This window comes from Microcystis sp. LE19-195.1E (genome assembly GCF_027532095.1).
In the GTDB taxonomy this organism is placed as follows: domain Bacteria; phylum Cyanobacteriota; class Cyanobacteriia; order Cyanobacteriales; family Microcystaceae; genus Microcystis; species Microcystis aeruginosa.
Genome location: NZ_JAPZSZ010000267.1, coordinates 17,476 through 37,037, shown reverse-complemented (window position 1 = coordinate 37,037; position 19,562 = coordinate 17,476). Strand labels below are relative to the sequence as shown.

Below are 19,562 nucleotides of genomic sequence, written 5' to 3'. Positions count from 1 at the left end.
CAAACCGCCGACACCATCGGTCAAAGCATGGGGGCATCGCGGCTGGGGTTGTCTCTTTCATCGCCGATTTTTCAACGTAAAGTGCTTACTCTTTAACGATTATACTCGATTTGATCTTTATTTGGCGTTTAAGTCCCACTAGGTAGAGGTTGGCTCCTTCGAGGTTGGCTCGGTTGAGGTTGGCTCCGTTGAGGTTGGCTCCCCTCAAATTTGTCCAACTTAAATCAAGAATTTTAATTTTATTAGAGTCATTTGTTTCAGCCAAATTATCCCCAGCTTGGTCATTCTCAACTTTACGCCGCCCGATTACCGTTAAAGCGGCCTGAACTGGAATACTCACGGAAGGGAGCTTTTCTAGGGCCTTCTGTCTTGCCGCCGGCTCCAGTTGTTGAATATTCGAGGGAATGGGGGAATTTTTACGAATGTAGGAAGTCAGCACTTCCATAATTGTCCATTGATCTTTGGGGGAATCTTTGGCAATTCGCTCTAGGGAATAAATGCCGCCAATTACCACCTCCTCTTTATTATTACCGATTTGCTCGACAGCTTTCGAGAAGCGCTCGGTAATCAGACGTTCCTGAGTCAGTCGCATTTCCGCTTGAGAATTGCGATAATTGACAAAAAGTCCGATTCCTGCCGAAAGGGTAGCAATTAATCCCAAGGCAGAAATAATCGTTTTGACCACATCAATGGCAAAGGTGCGGCTGTCTTTGTCTTCACGGGCAAAAAGCCCCGGTATTTGCTGAAATAGCCAGAAGGGAAAGATTAGCAGTTTCCAAGCAACTCTGACAAGAGACTGGAGCGATAGCAACAATCTTTTAATTAGCCTTTTTCCCCAGCGATAGGGCATCTTTAGATTCCAAGCAAGAATCGCTCTGGGATGTTGGCTAAAATATTCTTTCGCTTGCTGCCAGTCATCTATCTCATTGCCTTCTTTACCCGATGCCAGCCGTTTTTGATAAAACTCGTAAGCCTTGATCTGGTGCAATTCTAAAGGAATTCGTGGTGATTTTTTCGGAACCATGTAGCGTTTTCCCCACCAATAGATGGATTTTGCCAAGGGACTGAGGGACTGACAAAACTGTTTTCGAGGTTGGTTGAAAGAGAGTAAAATCCAACCATTAAAGTTTATCTGTTAATCGAGTAATCGGCTCTCTCGGCTGCTGTGTGATCAACAGGATCGATCATCGAGATTGTCGGTATAGACTAGAGCCTAACGTCAACCTTTGATCAAGCTGTTGCGATACAATCCAGCAAGGACAAGAGAGCCTATTTACAGAATCGATCGCTTTAAGTAGGGCTTGCTGAATAAATCTAAAAACCTTGTTGGATCAGACTTTTAGACTTTTTTTCCCTCAAAAAGTGCCAGCCGTTGCGGGGATCGGGGGGAAAATCCCTGGACTTTTTCCCTGAAAATTAGGTAACTGACCACCTGAAAATAGGTAAAACCCCACACCCCACACCCCACACCCCACACCCTGCCCCTAGGAAAAGCTTTTTCAGCAAACCCTAAGTGGTGTACTCAGCGTTAATTTTGACGTAATCGTAACTAAGATCGCAACCCCAGGCCGTACCTGTTCCTGAACCGTTACCGATACAGATAGACATTAAAACGGTATCTTCTCGTAAATAAGCCCCGCTTGCTGCCGCTTTCAGGTAATTACTGGCACTAGCTCGATCGAACGCCAGAGGTTGACCATTTTCCATCATCACGAAGTCGCCTAACTTGATTTGCAGGTCTTCTTGATGGAAGACTACCCCGGCCCGGCCCGCGGCCGCCGCAATTCGTCCCCAGTTAGGATCTCGACCGAAAACCGCCGATTTTACTAAGGAAGAACCGGCAATGGTGCGAGCAATCTGACGAGCGGACTGATCATCGGCCGCCCCCGAAACCCGCACTTCTATTAAACAGGTGGCTCCTTCCCCATCCCGGGCGATCGCTTTAGCCAGGTATTGACAAACTTCCGTTAACATGGCCTCTAACTTTTGGGCATCCCGGCCCATTTCTGTGATCGCCGTGGTGCGCGATTGACCGTTAGCCAAGGCGATCAGACTGTCATTGGTACTGGTGTCCCCATCCACCGTAATCTGATTAAAACTTTTATTAGCCGCCCGACTTAACATATTTTGCCAGAGAACCGTCGATACTGCGGCATCACAGGTAATAAAGGAGAGCATCGTCGCCATATTCGGGTGAATCATCCCCGATCCCTTGGCAATTCCCCCAATTGTGACCGGACGACCATCGATAGTGGTTTGCAAGGCGATCGATTTGGGGACTAGATCCGTGGTCATAATCGCCCGGGCCGTGCTTTCGCCACCATTTTCCGACAATAAACCTGCTAAGGTCGGTAAAGCGGCGGTTAACGCATCCATGCGAATCCGTTGCCCGATGACTCCTGTAGAAGCCAGCAAAATTGCATCGGCGGGAATCCCTAAAACTTGGCTCAAGGCGGCGGCACTATCGAGAGCATCTTGCCATCCGGCTTCCCCCGTGGCGGCGTTTGCTTGGCCGGCATTACACAAAATCGCCCTGGCGCTGGCTTTAGTTTGGAGGCGTTGACGGCAATAATCGACGCAAGCGGCGCGCACTTGACTGGTGGTAAAGACTCCGGCGGCGATCGCTTCTGTTTCCGAGACAATTAGGGCTAAATCGGGCAAACCGGACGGTTTTAGCCCCGCGGCCATCCCTGCGGATTTAAATCCTTTTGGGGCGGTGATCCCCCCCTCTATTTCCTGCCAATCGGCCATTTTCTCCCGTCTCCTACTCAAATTCGACGATCGATTATAGCAAGTAAAAAGCCAAAAAGTAGCAAAGGGTTTGACCGTTGCGGGTTGGGGAGAGGGGAGTGGGGAGCATAAATAAAAATAATCCAGGAGTCTCGGAGTCTCCTGTGTTCTGATTAGGCTGTCTCTTGGGCAGCGGCTAATTCTGCCAGTTTTTCCTGTTGATCCTTGGCGATACAGGATTGGATCACCTCTTCGATATCGCCGTCTAAAATGCGATCGAGGGAAAAATTCTGATTTAAGCGATGATCGGTGAGACGATTATCCTTATAGTTATAGGTGCGAATTTTTTCCGAACGGGAACCAGTTCCCACCTGAGAGCGTCGCATGGAACTGACCGCTTCCTGTTGTTCCTGTAACTTCATATCGTACAGTTTCGCCCGGAGAATCTGCATAGCTCGTTCCCGGTTTTGCAATTGCGATCGCTCCTCGGTACAAAAAACTCGGATTCCCGTGGGTTTATGGATTAAATCGACGGCAGTTTCCACTTTATTGACATTTTGACCGCCTGCACCCCCAGATCTAGCCGTGGTTAACTCAATATCCTTGGGATCGATATGCACTTCCACATCGTCCACTTCTGGCATAATCGCCACGGTAGCGGTGGAAGTGTGGACGCGACCACTGGCTTCCGTCAGAGGAACCCGCTGCACCCGATGGACTCCCGCCTCAAATTTCAGCTTACTATAGACGTTATCGCCTTTAATCTCTAAAATTGCCTCTTTAAATCCTCCCATATCCGCCGGAGATTCACTCAAAAGGCTAACTTTCCAGTTTTGAGTTTCGGCATATTTTGAGTACAAACGCACTAAATCCCCCGCCCAAATACTGGCCTCATCACCTCCGGTCCCGGCGCGAATTTCCAGCATGATATTCTTTTCATCGAGGGGATCCCGGGGCAGCAGCAGAATGGTTAATTGGTCTTCCAAAGTGGCGATTTTTTCCTCTAATTCTGCCACTTCTAGGGCGGCCATTTCCCTTAATTCGGGATCGCCAGCGGATTCTTTGAAGATTTGTTTCGCACCGATTAAATCCTCTTGACTTTTTTGCCAAATTTCGTAGGTGTTGACCGTTTCCTCTAGGGAAGCGCGGGATTTGGCCAGACGATGCAATTCACCCGGATTACTGGTGACATCGGGATCCGCTAGACGACGGGTTAATTCTTTGTAGGTCTGTTCTACAGATTGCAGTTTGTCTAGTAAATAACTTTCAGCCATAATCGATAGCCATAAATAGGGTTAAACGGGGTTAATTGGAAGATAACCCGCAAATTCACTGGATTAGAAGCGTCTAACAGATAATAGAGACGCAATCCTTTTAATTGTCTTAATTTTCTTGGTTTGGGGTTCTTCGAGATCGGAAAAATCCCGCCCAACTGCTGACAGTCAGTCAGTTTTGCTAATACTTAGAAATATTTTTGGGCCAGCAAGCGGCAAGGGAAGACATTTTTTTCTTAACCAGATTATTCCTATATCTGAAACTATCATTTTTTGGCCGGTTTGAGCAAGTAATCTTAAATTCTGTTTAAAAGTGGGGAAGTGGGGAAGTGGGGAAGTGGGGGATTGGGGGATTGGGGGATTGGGGAAGTGGGGAAGTGGCGAGCTTTTTTGCTGTGATCAGTAAACGGTAAAGAGTAATCAGCGAACTGAAAACTCAACTCTGATCACTGATAACTGATCACTGATAACTGATCACTGAATACTAAACCTGCTGGAAAGGGGGACAAAAAATGCTAGGATTGCCACAGCACAGAGAAAAGTGAAAGAAAGGAATATAGCTTTACATGGAAGAGTTTGACAAGTCAATATCCTTTGATGGCAGGGATATTCGACTAAAAATAGGGCTTTTAGCCCCCCAAGCTGGCGGTAGTGTTCTGATCCAATCGGGAGAAACGGCGGTTTTAGTGACAGCAACCACAGCCAAAGCCAGAGAAGGAGTAGATTTCCTGCCCTTAACCGTTGATTACGAAGAAAGATTATACGCCGCTGGGCGCATCCCGGGAGGATTTTTGCGTCGTGAAGGTCGTCCCCCGGAAAAAGCGATTCTGACCGGTCGTTTGATCGATCGCCCCCTGCGGCCTCTATTCCCCAGTTGGCTGCGGGATGATATTCAAGTGGTCGCTACGACCCTCTCAATGGACGAGGAAGTCCCCCCGGATGTTTTGGCCGTTACCGGAGCCTCCGTGGCGGTTCTGTTGGCAGGGATTCCCTTCCAAGGACCGATGGCAGCGGTGCGCGTCGGTTTATTAGGGGATGAATTTATCATCAATCCCACCTACAAGGAAATCCATAACGGAGAATTGGATCTAGTGGTGGCCGGTAGTCCCGAAGGGGTGGTGATGATCGAAGCGGGAGCTAATCAGTTACCAGAACGGGATATTATTGAGGCGATCGATTTTGGTTATGAAGCGGTCCGCGACCTGATCACCGCTCAACGGGAATTGATCGATCAGTTGGGTATTCCCCTCGTGACCCGAGAAGCGCCGGCAGTAAACGAAACCGTGCATAATTTCCTGAAAGAACAAGCTAAAGAGGAAATTAAACAGATTCTCTCTCAGTTTACCCTCAGCAAAACCGAACGGGATGAGAAATTAGCGGCGATCGAAAATCGGATCAAGGAAACTATAACCGCTCTCCCCGATGAAGACCCCTTAAAAGCTCCAACCCTGGAAGAACCGAAGTTAATCGGTAATCTCTTTAAGGATCTGACCAAAAAACTGATGCGCGCCCAAATTATTGAGGATGGGGTGCGGGTTGATGGTCGCCAACTGGACGAAGTACGCCCGATTTCTTGCCTGGTGGGAGTTTTACCCCGCCGGGTTCACGGTAGCGGCCTGTTTAATCGCGGTTTAACCCAGGTGCTTTCGATCGCCACCCTGGGCACCCCCGGTGATGCTCAGGATTTGGGCGACGATCTCCATCCCGAAGACGAAAAACGCTATCTTCATCACTACAATTTCCCACCCTTTTCCGTCGGTGAAACCCGTCCCATGCGTTCTCCCGGCCGTCGAGAAATTGGTCACGGTGCTTTAGCGGAAAGGGCGATCGTACCTGTCCTTCCCCCCCAGGAGGAATTTCCCTATGTGCTGCGGGTAGTGTCGGAAGTCCTCTCTTCTAATGGTTCCACCTCCATGGGTTCCGTGTGCGGTTCTACCCTGGCGCTGATGGATGCCGGTGTTCCCCTGAAAAAACCCGTTAGCGGTGCGGCCATGGGTTTAATTAAAGAAGGGGAAGAAGTGCGGATTTTGACCGATATCCAGGGTATCGAGGATTTTCTGGGAGATATGGACTTTAAGGTGGCTGGCACTGATTCTGGCATCACCGCTCTCCAGATGGATATGAAAATCCCCGGTTTAAGCATGGAAGTGGTGGCCAAGGCGATCGAACAAGCTTTACCGGCCCGCAAACATATCCTAGAGAAGATGTTAGCGACCCTAGAAAAACCGCGCACGGAATTATCTCCCCACGCACCCCGGTTATTGACGATCAAGATCGATCCAGATCTGATCGGGTTAGTAATCGGGCCGGGTGGTAAGACGGTTAAAGGGATTACTGAACAGACTGGCACGAAAATCGATATCGATGACGATGGTACTGTCACCATTTCCTCCACCGATGGGGAACAGGCCGAAAAAGCTAAACGACTGATCTACAATATGACCCGCAAACTCAATGAGGGTGAGGTTTATCTCGGTCGCGTGACTCGCATTATCCAAATCGGCGCTTTTGTGGAAGTTTTGCCAGGGAAAGAGGGAATGATCCATATTTCCCAATTGGCCGAGGGACGTGTCGGTAAGGTCGAGGATGAAGTGGCCGTGGGGGATGAGGTGTTAGTCAAGGTACGGGAGATCGATAGTAAAGGTCGTCTCAATCTCACCCGTCTCGGTATTCATCCCGATGAGGCCGCCGCTGCCCGTAAAGCTGCTACTGTAGTCTAGGTAAATTTTTTGTTCATGTTTAACTCTCGATCGCTCGATCGAGGGTTTTTTTATCGCTAAAATTGCTTAAAAACAGCAATAGAGACGCAAAAACCACGCCTCTATCCCGGTATTTTCCCTAGATATTGTTTCTGACTACCAGCTAGACTTGACCACACCGGGTAAAAGACCTTGGTGGGCCCATTCCCGTAAAACGTTGCGGGATAAACCAAAATCGCGATAGTATCCTCTCGGTCTGCCGGTCGTTAAACAACGGTTGCGGTGACGACTGGGAGCGCTATTGCGGGGTAATTCCTGTAATTTTTGGTGAATTGCCAGTTTTTCTTCAAAATCTTCGGCGGTGCGGAATTGTTCTTTTAGTTCCGTCCGTTTAGCTTCGTATTTTTGTCTGAGACGATCGCGTTTTTTCTCGCGTTCTACCATCGATTTTTTTGCCATGGGGTTTCTCGAAAAAGATTTAACCTGTAAAGACAGCATTTCCCATTATAACCTGAATCTCTCCTTGGCCGTTAGATGATAATTCTACCCGCTTCCTAACACCGGTGACAAAAGCAACATTTGTTGATATTAATTCTTAAAGTCCTAGTTGAAAATTTTCTATGTCTGAACCGCCTCAATTTCTCCAACAACGTCTTTTTTATCAAGGTCGCGTCTTTCAGTTTGAAGTCTCGAAACTGCGTTTACCTAACGGTGTCGAGGGAGAATGGGAATGTGTCCGTCATCCAGGGGGCGCTTTAGCAGTTCCGATCACCAAGGAAGGTCAATTGGTTTTAGTACGTCAGTATCGATTTAGTTTGCAAGCTCGAATTCTGGAATTTCCCGCCGGAACGATCGATGAAGGAGAAGACCCTGCTACGACGGTAAAACGAGAATTAGAGGAAGAAGCGGGCTATCGGGCGCACAATTGGCAATCTTTGGGTAAATTTGCCCTGGCACCCGGTTATTCCGATGAATACATCTATGCTTTTCTAGCCCAGGATCTGGAAAAATTAAGCTTGCCCCCCGCTCAAGATGTCGATGAAGATCTAGAAGTGGTTTTGATGAGTTTTGAGGAAATGGAATCAGCGATCGCAGGGGGAGAATCGATCGATGCTAAAACTATTACTAGCTTCTATCTGGCCCGTTTAGCCCTTAATTAATCTTTTCAATCACCGCTTGTCCTAGTTGAATCAACTCAAAACCGATAAAAAGGCTTAAAATCACGGTGACAGCCTGATTAAGCAGGGGTATATTGCCTTTGCCTAGAGCAGAAGCGACGAATTTGACCACAACTAAAACGAGAGCGCTAACAACGGCGATTTTGACGGCTATCATAGATTAATTTTTCCTCACGGTTAACCGAAGTATACTATTTCTACACTTTTTCTTGCCAGTTTCATCTTCGGCTTGATACAAAATGTAGCATTTTGGTGGAGAGCGCTCCTGTCATTGCCAAAAATGCACAGGTTTTTGTTAAGAAATGTAAAATGTAGTTAGATTTATTTGCTCAGAAGGGGATTTATGTCTAACCGAGAATCGATTTTTCCGTTACCTCAAAAACCAGCATATTTCTCCGTATTAAAATCGATTTTATCGATAATGTCAGTTATTTTAATTATGTTAGCAGTGATCGGCGGGCTAATGATGGTCAGTTTATCATTATGTTGGCCAGAACACAATATTGATCGATTAATACTTGGCTTAGTAGAAGATTTTTTTAATCCATTTGCTTGGATTAAAGTTCCCACGGTTGCTCATAGCTATCAATTATTATTACCCACGGTTATCCTGCTAATTTTTACGCAGTTAATCATTTTCTTGTCTCCGCGTCCGCAAGTTTGGTCAAGATTAGTCATTATTTCTATCACTCTAGCTATCACCCTGCGCTATCTACTCTGGAGAATTCTGGCCACCTTAAATCTTTCCACCCCTCTCAATGGCTTTTTTAGTTTACTACTTTTAGTCCTTGAGATGATGGTTTTAAGTAGTAGCATGATTCAGTTAGTTTTAGTCTTAACCACAAAAGATAGACGCAAAGAAGCTGATTTTTATAGTCAAGCAGTGATCAATAAACAATATTTGCCCACGGTAGATATCTTGATTCCCACCTATAATGAGCCAGCCTTCATCTTAAAAAGAACTATTATTGGTTGTCAAGCCCTTAATTATCCTCATAAAAATATTTATATTCTCGATGATAACCAGAGGTCAGAAATTGATCAATTGGCAGAAAAATTAAATTGTCATTATCTGACTCGTGAGGATAGAAAAAACGCTAAAGCAGGCAATTTAAACCATGCTCTCAGACAAACTCAAGGGGAATTAGTGGTAGTTTTTGACGCAGATTTTATCCCTTGTAGTAACTTTTTAGAAAGAACTGTTGGCTGGTTTCAAAACTCCAAAATTGCCCTAGTGCAAACGCCCCAAAGCTTTTATAATGCCGATCCTATCGCCCATAACTTAGGTTTAGAAAATATCGTTACTCCCGACGAAGAATTATTTTATCGTCATATCCAACCGGCTAAAGATGGGGTGGGTAGTCCTGTCTGTGCTGGCACTTCTTTTATTGTCAGAAGAAAAGCATTAGAAGAAGTGGACTACTTCAATACAGAATCTATTAGTGAAGACTATTTCACTGGGATTGCTATCTCTGCCAAAGGTTATGAAGTTATTTACTTAAATGAAAAACTCAGCGCTGGTTTATCTGCCGAAAGTTTATCCGCTTATTTACGGCAAAGATTGCGCTGGGCAAGGGGAACTTTACAGGCCTTTTTTATCAAAGCTAATCCCCTAAAAATTGCGGGATTAACTCTCCCTCAAAGATTGGCAAACTTAGAAGGAATATTATCTTGGTTTTCTCCCTTAGCTCGTTTATTTTCTCTCCTTATTCCTCTCCTTTATACCTTTGGTTATATCGTACCTTTGAACATTACCATCCATGAGACAATCTATATATTTTTACCCTACATGATGCTGCAGTTAGCCACTTATCACTGGTTAAATTCTCGCTCGCGCTCCATTATTTTTTCTGAGGTACTATCGATGATTATTTGTGTACCTACAGCCCTAACAGTTCTCCATGTTCTTTGGAAACCCTTTGACAAGGGATTTCAGGTGACACCGAAGGGAATTGCTCGTAAAAATTATCAATATAATTGGCGTTTATCCTACCCATTGCTGTTTTTTCTCACCATTACTTTAATTAGTATTTTCTTTAATTTGCACCATCACAATTATCAAGCAAGTCCCCTAAATTTTGGCTTGATTTTGGCTATATATAATGTGGTTATTATCATCACTGCTTTAGTGGCTTTATTGGAAGCTCCCCTCACCCTAGAAACTCAATACCAAGTGCTAGAATATCCTGTTAACTTGATAACAGAATCGGATATAATTATGCAGGGCAATCTGAAAAAACTTTCAGAAATAGGAGCAGAAATTCACCTGAGGGAACCCATCTACTCAGAACAATTACTCCTAGATATTTTAGGCGAAGACTTGCGCTTATCTGCTCATATAGTCAATCTAGAAAAACGAGGAAAAATCTGGCAAGCAACCCTTAAATTCCAGCCACTTACCCTATCAGACCAGAGAAAACTAATTACTTTTTTATTCTGTCGTCCCCAGCGCTGGCCCCTGAAAAATACGGCAGGAGAATTACAATCCCTTTGGTTGTTAATTATCAGCTTTTTTCGGGGTATAGGCTTGATTTGTCGGGCAATTCTGAATCGAAAAACAGCCCTTTAGTTCAGTCAAAAATCGAAAATACTTATCGAAAAATTAATGACTGATTATCGTATCAACTGGCTTTTGTCTGTGATTTTACTCCCATGGCTATTCCTGTATTATCACAGTTGTCACTTGAGCAAAACTTGATCAGTAGTTAGGTGTTAAAAACTGTCAGATACCCCGCTTAATAAGGGAGAATCTGCCCCCCCTTATCAAGGGTGGCAGGGGGTATCCATCTTCAATTTAATTATAACCAGCTATTTATTATTATAATAGAAGTAACCATTCTTAGATGAACTGGCTTATGAACAATCGTTTATGTCTTCACCTGATGGCTAATAAGGAAAAAGGGTTTGCCTTGCCTCTTGCCGTGTTAATTGGACTTATCCTGATGGTGACAGGAATGACTATGATCATGCGCGCCCAAGGAGACCAATCGAAAGTAATTGCCCAAAAAGCCCGGGCTGATAGTTTAACAAGTTCCGAAGTGGGGCTGGCTCGCGTGCAGGATCTACTCAATAGTGTTCGAGTTATGGCGACGGTTGATAGGAATTGTACTTCCGGCGATTGTTGGCAGAACGCCGAAGTGGTTGCTAATCCCAGTACCGATTTACAAAAACATTTAAAAAAATTAGTCGACGCCGCCCCCTCCTGTAGTAATCCCAACGATGCTGATACCTTGAAGGCAAAAATCCGTGAATTAAGAGATTTGAGCGCAGATAAATGGGTTGATCTCGGTAATAATCGTTATTATCGCGTGGTTGGATACGATTATCGTACTGGCATGGGAGTTCTCACCCTCGAAGGACGTTCTCGCAAAAGTCCCGAAAAAGACCTAACTAACATTGCTATCAATAGAGATAGTGACGACAATGCCGCCTCCCGTAACCGCGTGGTGGTAACTATCCCTATTCTTGATGCCCCTCCCCTCGCATTTAACCGCACCACGGTCCCAGCTTTATGGATAAGTGAGGGAACGGCGGACAATGGTGCTAATGGTGCTAAATTTCAAGGGGATGTGGTGGAGGAGGTGGAGTGGCCAGGATGCAATATTAACCAAGATAAGATTCAACAACCCACCACTGCACCCAATCCCCCCTACACAGCACAATTTGTCGGTGTGTTTTTCCCCAATTTACCGCCGACTCCCACCGGCCTTCCCTCTGGTCAGAACATTCCGCTACTTAATACTTCTCAAACTTTTCCCAGAAAAAATGCGGATGGCGCGATTATTGATACCCCTTCTACCCGCACGATTGACGGTAAAAGCGTACAGGTGTACGAGTATATCGTTAATAATATCAACTTGAGTGGTAGCGATAAGATTACCATTGAGCCGGGGCAACGGGTAGCTTTCTATGTTAAAGGTAATATTAACGGTGCGATCGAACACAACTGCAGCAGCGTTAGCCCACCCACGGTTTGTAAATCGGGCAATCTACAAATTTATGCCGATAATGGATTAGGTTCCGCCAATCCGCAAATTTGTCTGAAAGGAACCCAAACACTACAAGCGTTTATCTTTGCTCCTGACTATTCCCTCGGTAAAACCGATAATGGTACTTTTATCGGTGCTGCCTGGGGTAAAAATTGGGGCGAAATTACAGACTGTCCCTCAAGTATCGGTGCTGTGGCTGTTACCCAAGGGGTAGAATGGGCTGAATTAAGCCCAAACCTGAAACCCGAATTTCCCCAACTTGATAAGATTGCCAATTGGTGTGAGGAACCCATCGATACCGATGCGGGTAGATCTGCGTGTGCACCAACTCCTTCACCCTCTCCCTCTCCCAGTCCCTAAAAAAGTTTAACTTATCGGGTTGGTGGGGGGGGTTGAGGATTTCGGTTCAGGACAGGTTTTATTGGCGAAATCACAGCGATAAATTGCCGGTTTTTGCCAACTGAGGGGAATTTCCAGCAAATCCCTCGAACCGGTCATGGCTTGTCCCAGAAAGAGAGCCAGAGCGATACAATTGAGGATTGTATGGGCGATGCGCCAACGATGGGAACGGTCTTTATAGATATCTTCGACAATGGCCAGAGAGAAAATCATCAGTAATGATGCCGCCATGCCGATATAGTAGTGAGACCAGTACCATTGGGCCGAGAGTCGCCAGACCCCATCCTGAGAACCGATAATAATTAAACCCATGCCAGTCAAGGTGGCAAAAATTCCGCGCCAGAGAGCTTGTCTAGCGCGGTAGAGACAGACCAAAGAGGCAATGGTGACAAAAAACATCAAAATCACAAAAATGACCTGAAAGGAGTCTAATTTTCCCTCTTTTTGTTTATCGACAAAACCATTAAAACCGTAAACGACCGAGTAAGCTAGTGCTAACAGGTTAACCCCTACCACTGTACCCGTTAACCAGCGGCCTAAACGTAGATGTTCTGGCCCGACTACTGGGGGAATTTTACTTTTATTTCCCGCAGCCGTTTCTAAGCGACGTTGACGGGTTTGCCAAGCAAAGTTAACTACGAGGCCGATAATAGGGAAAACGACCACTATCCCTAGGACAGGATGAATGAGAGCCAGAAAATCGACGAATTGCATATAAATATCCCGAAAATAGTCAGCAGAAAATCGTCAATAGTTGACAAGCTATAGCCTTGTTTTTTTTAGCTTATCGCAGATATCAGGAGCCGGTCGGCAAAAGGCAAAAGGCAAAAGGCAAAGGGCAAAGGGCAAAGGGCAGCTTTATTCTCCCCACACCCCACACCCCACACCCCACACCCCCACTTCGGCCTAGGAACCTCTTGGATTATCGGCTAATCTAAAAGCAGCAATCCCTAGATTCAATCCTGACTATGAAACTGCAAGAACTTTTAACAACTATTCCTCTGGTTTCCCCGATTTCTTCTCCTATCGCTTCTATTACCGAGATTACAGGAATTTCCACCAATTCCCATGCTTGTCAACCGGGAGATTTATTTATCGGTTTACCCGGTACTCGCGTCGATGGGGGCGAATTCTGGCGTTCCGCTTTGGAAACCGGGGCCGTAGCGGCGATTATCTCCCCAGCAGCCGCAGCTAAATTTCCCCCCCCGGAGGATGCTTGCGTAATCGTTGTGGCAGATTTAGTTACTGCTACTGCTGCGATCGCTGCTAAATTTTATCATTATCCGGCCCTTACCCTCAAATTAATCGGTGTGACGGGAACCAACGGCAAAACCACCACCACCCATTTAATTGAATATTTTCTCAGCCAAGCAAACATTCCCACCGCGTTATTCGGGACTCTTTACACCCGTTGGCAAGGATTCCAAGAAACCGCTAATCATACCACCCCTTTCGCTAACGAGTTACAAGCCAGTTTAGCCAAAGCGGTGAGCGCCGGCAATGAAATCGCCGTCATGGAAGTTAGTTCCCATGCACTGGCCCAGGGACGGGTACAGGGTTGTACTTTTCCCGTGACGGTGTTTACCAATCTCACCCGGGACCATCTCGATTATCACCTCGACATGGAGGATTATTTTGCCGCTAAAGCTAAATTATTTAGTCCCGATTATCTGCAAGGTAAGGCGATTATTAACCTTGATGATGAATATGGTCAACGTTTAGCGGCCTCCCTGTCTCCCCAACAGGTCTTAACCTATAGTGTGTCCGATGCTAATGCCGATTTTTATACTAAAGATTTACACTATCAACCCACGGGAGTGGAAGGGGTGATGGTGACTCCCCAAGGAGAAATAGCCTTTGCTTCTCCTCTGGTGGGTCAATATAATCTGGCTAATCTCTTAGCGGCGGTGGCGACAGTGTTAGAATGTGGTGTAGATTTAGAGACAGTAATCGCCCAAATTCCCCAGTTTTCAGGAGTACCGGGGCGGATGGAACGGGTTAGCATCGCTCCTGACCAAGATATCAGCGTCATTGTCGATTATGCCCATACTCCCGACAGTTTAGAGAATGTTTTAAAAGCTTCCCGGCCTTTTATTTCTGGTCGGATGATTTGTGTTTTTGGTTGTGGCGGCGATCGAGATCGGACAAAACGGCCGTTAATGGGGAAAATAGCCGCAGAATTAGCAGATTTAGCCATAGTTACCTCCGATAATCCCCGCACAGAGTCTCCCGAACGAATCCTTGAGGATATTATCGCTGGCATTCCCTCAGAAATTACTGTTCAGGTAATTAGCGATCGCACTTTGGCCATTGACACGGCCATTCAAGCAGCGCAACCGGGAGACGGAGTAATTATTGCGGGTAAAGGTCACGAAGATTATCAAATTTTGGGGACGGAAAAAATCCATTTCGATGACCGCGAACAGGCCCGGGCCGCTTTGATGAAAGTGAAAAAGTGATGAGGGGTGATGAATTATCAAGAAAAGCTAACATTAGTTGACAATTGACACAAGTAGACAATGTTAAAATCTGTGATAGACTGGGAGAGTTTAGGTGAAAATCCCCGTTAGGGGGCAACCGCTATCTTGATAAGTTGCCCCTGTCTTGACTAAGCAATGACACAAAAAAGGCGTTACACGCGCTTTGATTGTCTGAGGCCTCTGGCTTTAGACTTTGGGAGATACCCCCTCTTGAGGAGAATCTCTTAAAGTGCATTGTTAAGGTGTGTTAGTAAAAAAGTATCGGTCAATTGGTGATTCTAGATGACCTACTGCCTTAATCCCAACTGTACTCAACCGAAAAACGCCCCGACAGCGTTAATCTGCGAGAGTTGCGGTTCAAAACTTCTTCTGCACGACCGCTATCAAACCCTAGGCATTTTGGGGAAAGGAGGGTTTGGGGCAACTTTTGTCTCATCGGATCTGTCCCTACCAGATAAGCCCTTCTGTGTGGTCAAACAACTGCAACCTCCCTCTAAAGATGCTAATGTTTTTCGCATGGCGAGGGAACTTTTTGATCGAGAAGCGCAAACCTTGGCAAAACTGGGGGTTCATCCGCAGATTCCCCGATTATTGGACTATTTTGAAGATAATCAACAGTTTTATCTAGTTCAAGAATACGTTAAAGGTCATAACCTGCACCAAGAGGTCAAAAAACGCGGACCGTTTAGCGAAGCGGGAGTCAAACAGTTTTTAAGTGAACTCTTGCCGATTTTGAAATATGTCCACGAGCACAGGGTAATTCATCGGGATATCAAACCCGCTAACCTAGTTCGTCGGCAAACGGACCGAAAATTGGTTCTGATTGACTTCGGGGCCGTCAAAAATCAAGTTAATACCGTCATGGCCAATGCCGATTCTCAAACCGCTTTCACTAATTTTGCCGTGGGTACCCAAGGTTTTGCCCCCCCCGAACAGATGGCCATGCGTCCGGTTTACGCTAGTGATATCTACGCGGTGGGAGCTACCTGTCTCTATCTACTCACGGGCAAATCTCCTAAAGCGCTCGAAGTTGATATTAATACAGGTGAATTACTCTGGGAAAAATTAGTCAAGGTGAGTCCCCAGTTTGCTAAAGTCCTGAAAACAATGCTGGAACTCTCTGTCCGTCATCGCTACAAATCCGCTCAAGAGGTAATGGATGCTTTAGACATGACGGCTTATGCCGACAGTCTAGCCCAAAGTTTAATCGCCGCTCCAATGGTTACTTCCCAGCCCCCCCGACAAGATTCAGGTTCGATAGCCACTTCCTCCGTTTCTGTCCCTCTCAAGTCTAAATTTCGTCCCAAAAATCAAAATCCAGAGGCCTCTCCAGATAATATGCTGGGGGGACAGATGGCTTTTTCACTGTCTAATACAAATGTATTGACTAAAAGTAAAGCCCGCAGCAGCACAGAGCTAACCTTACTGAAGAAAAAACCCCGCTTAGATGAAAAAGCGATTCTCGATGCTTACAATGACGGCCGGCGCAATTTCGCCCAAGAGGAATTACCCAATCTCAATCTGGCCAAAGCCAAACTTTTGGGCGTCAATTTCTGTCAATCCAAATTAACAGGAGCTAATTTACAAGGGGCAAATCTGTCCAATGCGGATCTGGGCCGGGCTAATCTCAGTCAAGCTATTCTCAAAAGTACCAATTTAAATAATGCCTATCTCGGTTATGCAGACCTAGAAAAGGCCGATTTACGCGGGGCTAATCTCACCGGTGCCCATCTTCGCTACGCTAATCTCAAAGATGCTAATCTTTGCGGGGCTAATCTCTCTGATGCCCAAGTAACTCAAGAACAAATCGCCCTGGCAAAAACCAATTGGTTAACAGTTATGCCCAATGGTAAACGCAGTTACTGGTAATCTTTTTTCAGTGATCAGTCAACAGTAATAGGAAACTTCTCTTTAGGGTTTGCTGAAATAAATCTAAAAACCTTGTTGGGTAAAACTTTTAGACTTTTTGTCAATCAAAAAGTCCAGGACTGGGAGTGATCAGGGGGAAAATTCAGGTACTTTTTCCCTGAAAATTAGGTAGTTGACCACCTGAAAATCGGTAAAACCCTACATCCCTCCTGCCCCCCCGATGTCGGGGGGGTTGGGGGGCCACACCCTGCCCCCAAGAAAAACTTTTTGCCGCAAACCCTATTTAATACTGTCACTTCAAACTCAAATCTGATAGCTGATAACTTACCCACTGATAACTGATCACTGATCACTGATCACTGATCACTGATTTAACCGCCGCTTTCCTTAAAGGTTTTGTAGGCGGTTTCGGAGTCGAAAATATGGCAATAATCAACGATTCGCCGCATTAATGCCCAAGAAAACTCGGTTTCTTTCAGGTGACTACCCCAATTTTCTTTGAGACTAGCGTGAACTTTGCGGAGGTTATAGGAAGGAATCGCCGTCGAGATATGATGGGGGATGTGGACATTAATATCGTGACAGAGAATTTCTACCCAACGGGGATAGCTACAGTGAACTGTCCCTTCTAGTTGCGCTAAAGCTTGATTCCAGTCTTCGGGATGGAAAAATTGAATATCGGGGTCTGTGTGATGGACAAGGGTAAAGGTACTCATCCAAAAATGATAGACAAACCAAGGTACCACCCAAAATTTAACCAATCCCCAGACACCAGTGTAGAAAATGAGGGTTGGGAAAAAAATAGCTCCAAAAACTAGGACGACAATCATCGAAAAGCGGGCTTTTTCCCGTTCGTTCTCCTTGAATTGTTCGATGTTGAAGTGTAGAATAGCCCAGTGGGCGATCGAACCAAGCCACCAGAAACGACCGCGAATGCCGCGATAAAAGAGACGCACTAAGGGATTGGCCGAGTTAAAAGCTTCTAATTCCCACGGATCCCAAGCATTATCTATAGTTACCATGTTAGTTTTAGCATGATGGCGATCGTGCAGGAAACGCCAGCAGTGGAAGGGATAGATAAGCGGTAAGAGGAAAATATGACCGACAAGATCATTAACCCAGGGTCGATTAGAAAAAGACCGATGACCGCAATCATGGGCGATGACAAAAAATCCCGTTAAAGCTGTACCAGTGAAAATCCAAGCTAAAGGCAGTAAATACCAGGGAGAATAAACTAGCATTGCATAACCCGCAATGACCGCCAAAATATTCGCAATCACTCCAAACCAAGCTTTAACAGGGTCTTTCTGGAAATATTCTTTGGGAATGGTTTTAATAATATCTTTCAGTTTAAAGTCTGGCTCGATCGAGGTGATCAACTCCCCATGCAATTTATCCGTCGTTGCCGTCATGAAATCTCCAATTACACTTAGGTGAACCCTTGACAAGAAATCAGCTAGGAGGTTTGGCTAAATTCTGCTCCTTACCACAAGCCAATTTTTTTGTCAATATATTTTTAACTTTAATTAATAAACTTCCGCGAAGCTTAATAATCCTTTACTTTATATAGCATAAGAGGAGATTTTCTGTTTTGGCAAAATTTGACGGCGGGTGCATCTCATTTTTGTAAATCTACCAATTGGGATTTTTACGGGGAAACCCCCCCTGCTAAAATCGGGCGTTGTTCCTGATTTTATCACTCAATCCCAGCTTTTGGGGGGTTCTACCCCCCAAACCCCCCGTTGGGGTCGTGGCGCCGCCCCCAAACCCCCCGCGCATTAGCTTTTCGGTGAGATGCTTACACGCAGCTGCTGATACATTTGTCATCATCTAAGAGTCACTGACAATTCCTGATTGTCGGTATTCCTGCAAATGTGAGATGCACCCTTGACGGCTGCCTATTGCCTTCAAAAACTGATAACTGATAAAAAAAACCAAATATTGACTATTTTTAGGCTTTTTTTAACGATTAGCCGTGTTTTCTAGGGATTTAATCTCCTCTTGTACCTTACGGTGTTCGCGATTTAACTGTTTTTTGACCGATTCGGGGAGTTGTTCCTGTTTTTTCAGGGCATTATTAAAGTAATCCAATGCCAATTTCAAAGAGCCAGTATTTTTATCCGTATTGCCTTGAATTCTTAGGATTTGACCTTTCAGATACATTAATTCCGGATTATCGGGGGTCGCTTTCAGAGCGTTATCGATAAACTGCAAAGCCTGATCGTACTGCTTTAAATCCCGGTAAGCTAGAGCGATACCTCGATCAACCAAGTAATCAGGACTTCCGTAGGTTTCTAGCCGTTGAATTGCCTCTTGGGGACTAGAAAAGGGCAGATTAACCGCTAAAATCAAATCCATATAACCCTTTAACAGGTTCAATTCCGGATCCGTAGGATTAACCTTTTCTGCGGTTTCCAAATACTGAAACACCTGTTGTAATCTGGGGATAGCCGATACTGCTCCTTCGGTTTGAAAAACGTAGGTTCCCTCTAAAAAACTCCCCACCGCTAGATACAAATTTCCCCTTAAGGGGTCGCTGGCCTGCATTTGCTTGGCCGCTGCCTTAGTTTTCTCGGAGTAGGTTTTTAGGGTGTTCCAATCCTGGTCGGTAAAAGCAAGAGAGGCGCGCATAGCATGGGACAAAGGTTCTTGGGGTTCCTTTTCTGTGGCCTCAACAATTAATTTTTTTGCCTCTAGATAGTTACCTTGTTTAAAAATAGCGTTAAAAGCGGCCTCGGTCTTATCGCCAATCGGTCGGGGATTGTTTTTGCGGAAAGGATCTCCAGCTAACCCGGGACCCATCCAGTTAACCATTACCATAACAGCCAGGGAAGCACCGATCGCCATTTTTTTCGTTAAACCTAACCTCAGCACCATGGTCAAAAGTCTCCTTGAGCGAATGAAAAAATCTGTCACAATAGAAACGGGTTTCTAGACTTAATTT

15 protein-coding genes and 1 pseudogene are annotated in these 19,562 nt (G+C 45.5%); 7 read left to right on the top strand and 9 right to left on the bottom strand.

The genetic code is table 11. From position 1 onward, the window contains the following. Positions 1-124 precede the first annotated feature (124 nt). The 4 genes and pseudogenes from O9300_RS15050 to O9300_RS19535 all read right to left on the bottom strand — a co-directional run. Positions 125-1,024, bottom strand: a pseudogene (locus O9300_RS15050) (pentapeptide repeat-containing protein); the annotation flags it as partial. 485 nt (positions 1,025-1,509) lie between these two features. Beyond that, a complete protein-coding gene (gene argJ / locus O9300_RS15045; RefSeq protein WP_002759624.1) occupies positions 1,510-2,751 on the bottom strand; it encodes a bifunctional ornithine acetyltransferase/N-acetylglutamate synthase in 1,242 nt (413 codons plus the stop codon). A gap of 152 nt (positions 2,752-2,903) precedes the next feature. Further along, entirely contained in the window at positions 2,904-4,004 is a 1,101-nt protein-coding gene (gene prfA / locus O9300_RS15040; RefSeq protein ID WP_287972479.1) for a peptide chain release factor 1, read from the bottom strand. Continuing rightward, entirely contained in the window at positions 3,983-4,162 is a 180-nt protein-coding gene (locus O9300_RS19535; RefSeq protein ID WP_353851561.1) for a hypothetical protein, read from the bottom strand. Before O9300_RS19535 ends, prfA begins: the two co-directional genes overlap by 22 nt. Before the next feature lie 408 nt (positions 4,163-4,570). Here O9300_RS19535 and O9300_RS15035 point away from each other — a divergent pair, with 408 nt between their 5' ends. Further along, the gene (locus O9300_RS15035) at positions 4,571-6,724 is read left to right on the top strand and encodes a polyribonucleotide nucleotidyltransferase (RefSeq protein ID WP_287972477.1); all 2,154 of its coding nucleotides are present in this window, start codon (positions 4,571-4,573) and stop codon (positions 6,722-6,724) included. A 135-nt stretch (positions 6,725-6,859) separates the two neighbouring features. Here O9300_RS15035 and rpsN read toward each other — a convergent pair whose 3' ends face one another. Further along, positions 6,860-7,162, bottom strand: coding sequence for a 30S ribosomal protein S14 (rpsN, locus tag O9300_RS15030; RefSeq protein ID WP_147071634.1), 303 nt, complete (start codon positions 7,160-7,162; stop codon positions 6,860-6,862). Positions 7,163-7,323: 161 nt separating this feature from the next. On the opposite strand from rpsN, the gene O9300_RS15025 reads away from it, so the two are divergent. Continuing rightward, positions 7,324-7,863, top strand: coding sequence for an NUDIX hydrolase (locus tag O9300_RS15025; RefSeq protein WP_287972475.1), 540 nt, complete (start codon positions 7,324-7,326; stop codon positions 7,861-7,863). Here O9300_RS15025 and O9300_RS15020 read toward each other — a convergent pair. Further along, positions 7,856-8,038, bottom strand: coding sequence for a hypothetical protein (locus O9300_RS15020; protein ID WP_002759616.1), 183 nt, complete (start codon positions 8,036-8,038; stop codon positions 7,856-7,858). The two genes, O9300_RS15025 and O9300_RS15020, sit on opposite strands and share 8 nt — an antisense overlap. A gap of 186 nt (positions 8,039-8,224) precedes the next feature. Here O9300_RS15020 and O9300_RS15015 point away from each other — a divergent pair, with 186 nt between their 5' ends. Further along, positions 8,225-10,450 carry a glycosyltransferase gene (locus tag O9300_RS15015; protein WP_353851560.1) on the top strand — a complete coding sequence of 742 codons (2,226 nt, stop codon included), beginning with the start codon at positions 8,225-8,227 and terminating at the stop codon, positions 10,448-10,450. Between the two features lie 286 nt (positions 10,451-10,736). After that, positions 10,737-12,230 (top strand): hypothetical protein, encoded by a 1,494-nt coding sequence (locus tag O9300_RS15010; RefSeq protein WP_287972472.1) that lies wholly within the window; start codon positions 10,737-10,739, stop codon positions 12,228-12,230. Between the two features lie 6 nt (positions 12,231-12,236). Here O9300_RS15010 and O9300_RS15005 read toward each other — a convergent pair whose 3' ends face one another. Next, a complete protein-coding gene (locus O9300_RS15005; protein ID WP_287972471.1) occupies positions 12,237-12,983 on the bottom strand; it encodes a DUF4079 domain-containing protein in 747 nt (248 codons plus the stop codon). Positions 12,984-13,023: 40 nt separating this feature from the next. Between O9300_RS15005 and O9300_RS15000 the strand changes: the two genes are divergently transcribed. From O9300_RS15000 to O9300_RS14990, 3 genes are all read left to right on the top strand, one after another. Beyond that, a complete protein-coding gene (locus O9300_RS15000) occupies positions 13,024-13,179 on the top strand; it encodes a hypothetical protein (RefSeq protein ID WP_287972470.1) in 156 nt (51 codons plus the stop codon). Positions 13,180-13,237: 58 nt separating this feature from the next. Continuing rightward, the gene (locus O9300_RS14995) at positions 13,238-14,728 is read left to right on the top strand and encodes a UDP-N-acetylmuramoyl-L-alanyl-D-glutamate--2,6-diaminopimelate ligase (protein ID WP_287972468.1); all 1,491 of its coding nucleotides are present in this window, start codon (positions 13,238-13,240) and stop codon (positions 14,726-14,728) included. Between the two features lie 303 nt (positions 14,729-15,031). After that, positions 15,032-16,618, top strand: coding sequence for a serine/threonine-protein kinase (locus O9300_RS14990; protein WP_287972466.1), 1,587 nt, complete (start codon positions 15,032-15,034; stop codon positions 16,616-16,618). Between the two features lie 371 nt (positions 16,619-16,989). Here O9300_RS14990 and O9300_RS14985 read toward each other — a convergent pair whose 3' ends face one another. Further along, entirely contained in the window at positions 16,990-18,030 is a 1,041-nt protein-coding gene (locus tag O9300_RS14985) for a fatty acid desaturase (protein WP_287972465.1), read from the bottom strand. 550 nt (positions 18,031-18,580) lie between these two features. Further along, on the bottom strand, positions 18,581-19,495 hold the full coding sequence (locus O9300_RS14980; protein WP_287972463.1) for a Sll0314/Alr1548 family TPR repeat-containing protein: 915 nt from the start codon (positions 19,493-19,495) through the stop codon (positions 18,581-18,583). Between the last annotated feature and the right edge of the window lie 67 nt (positions 19,496-19,562).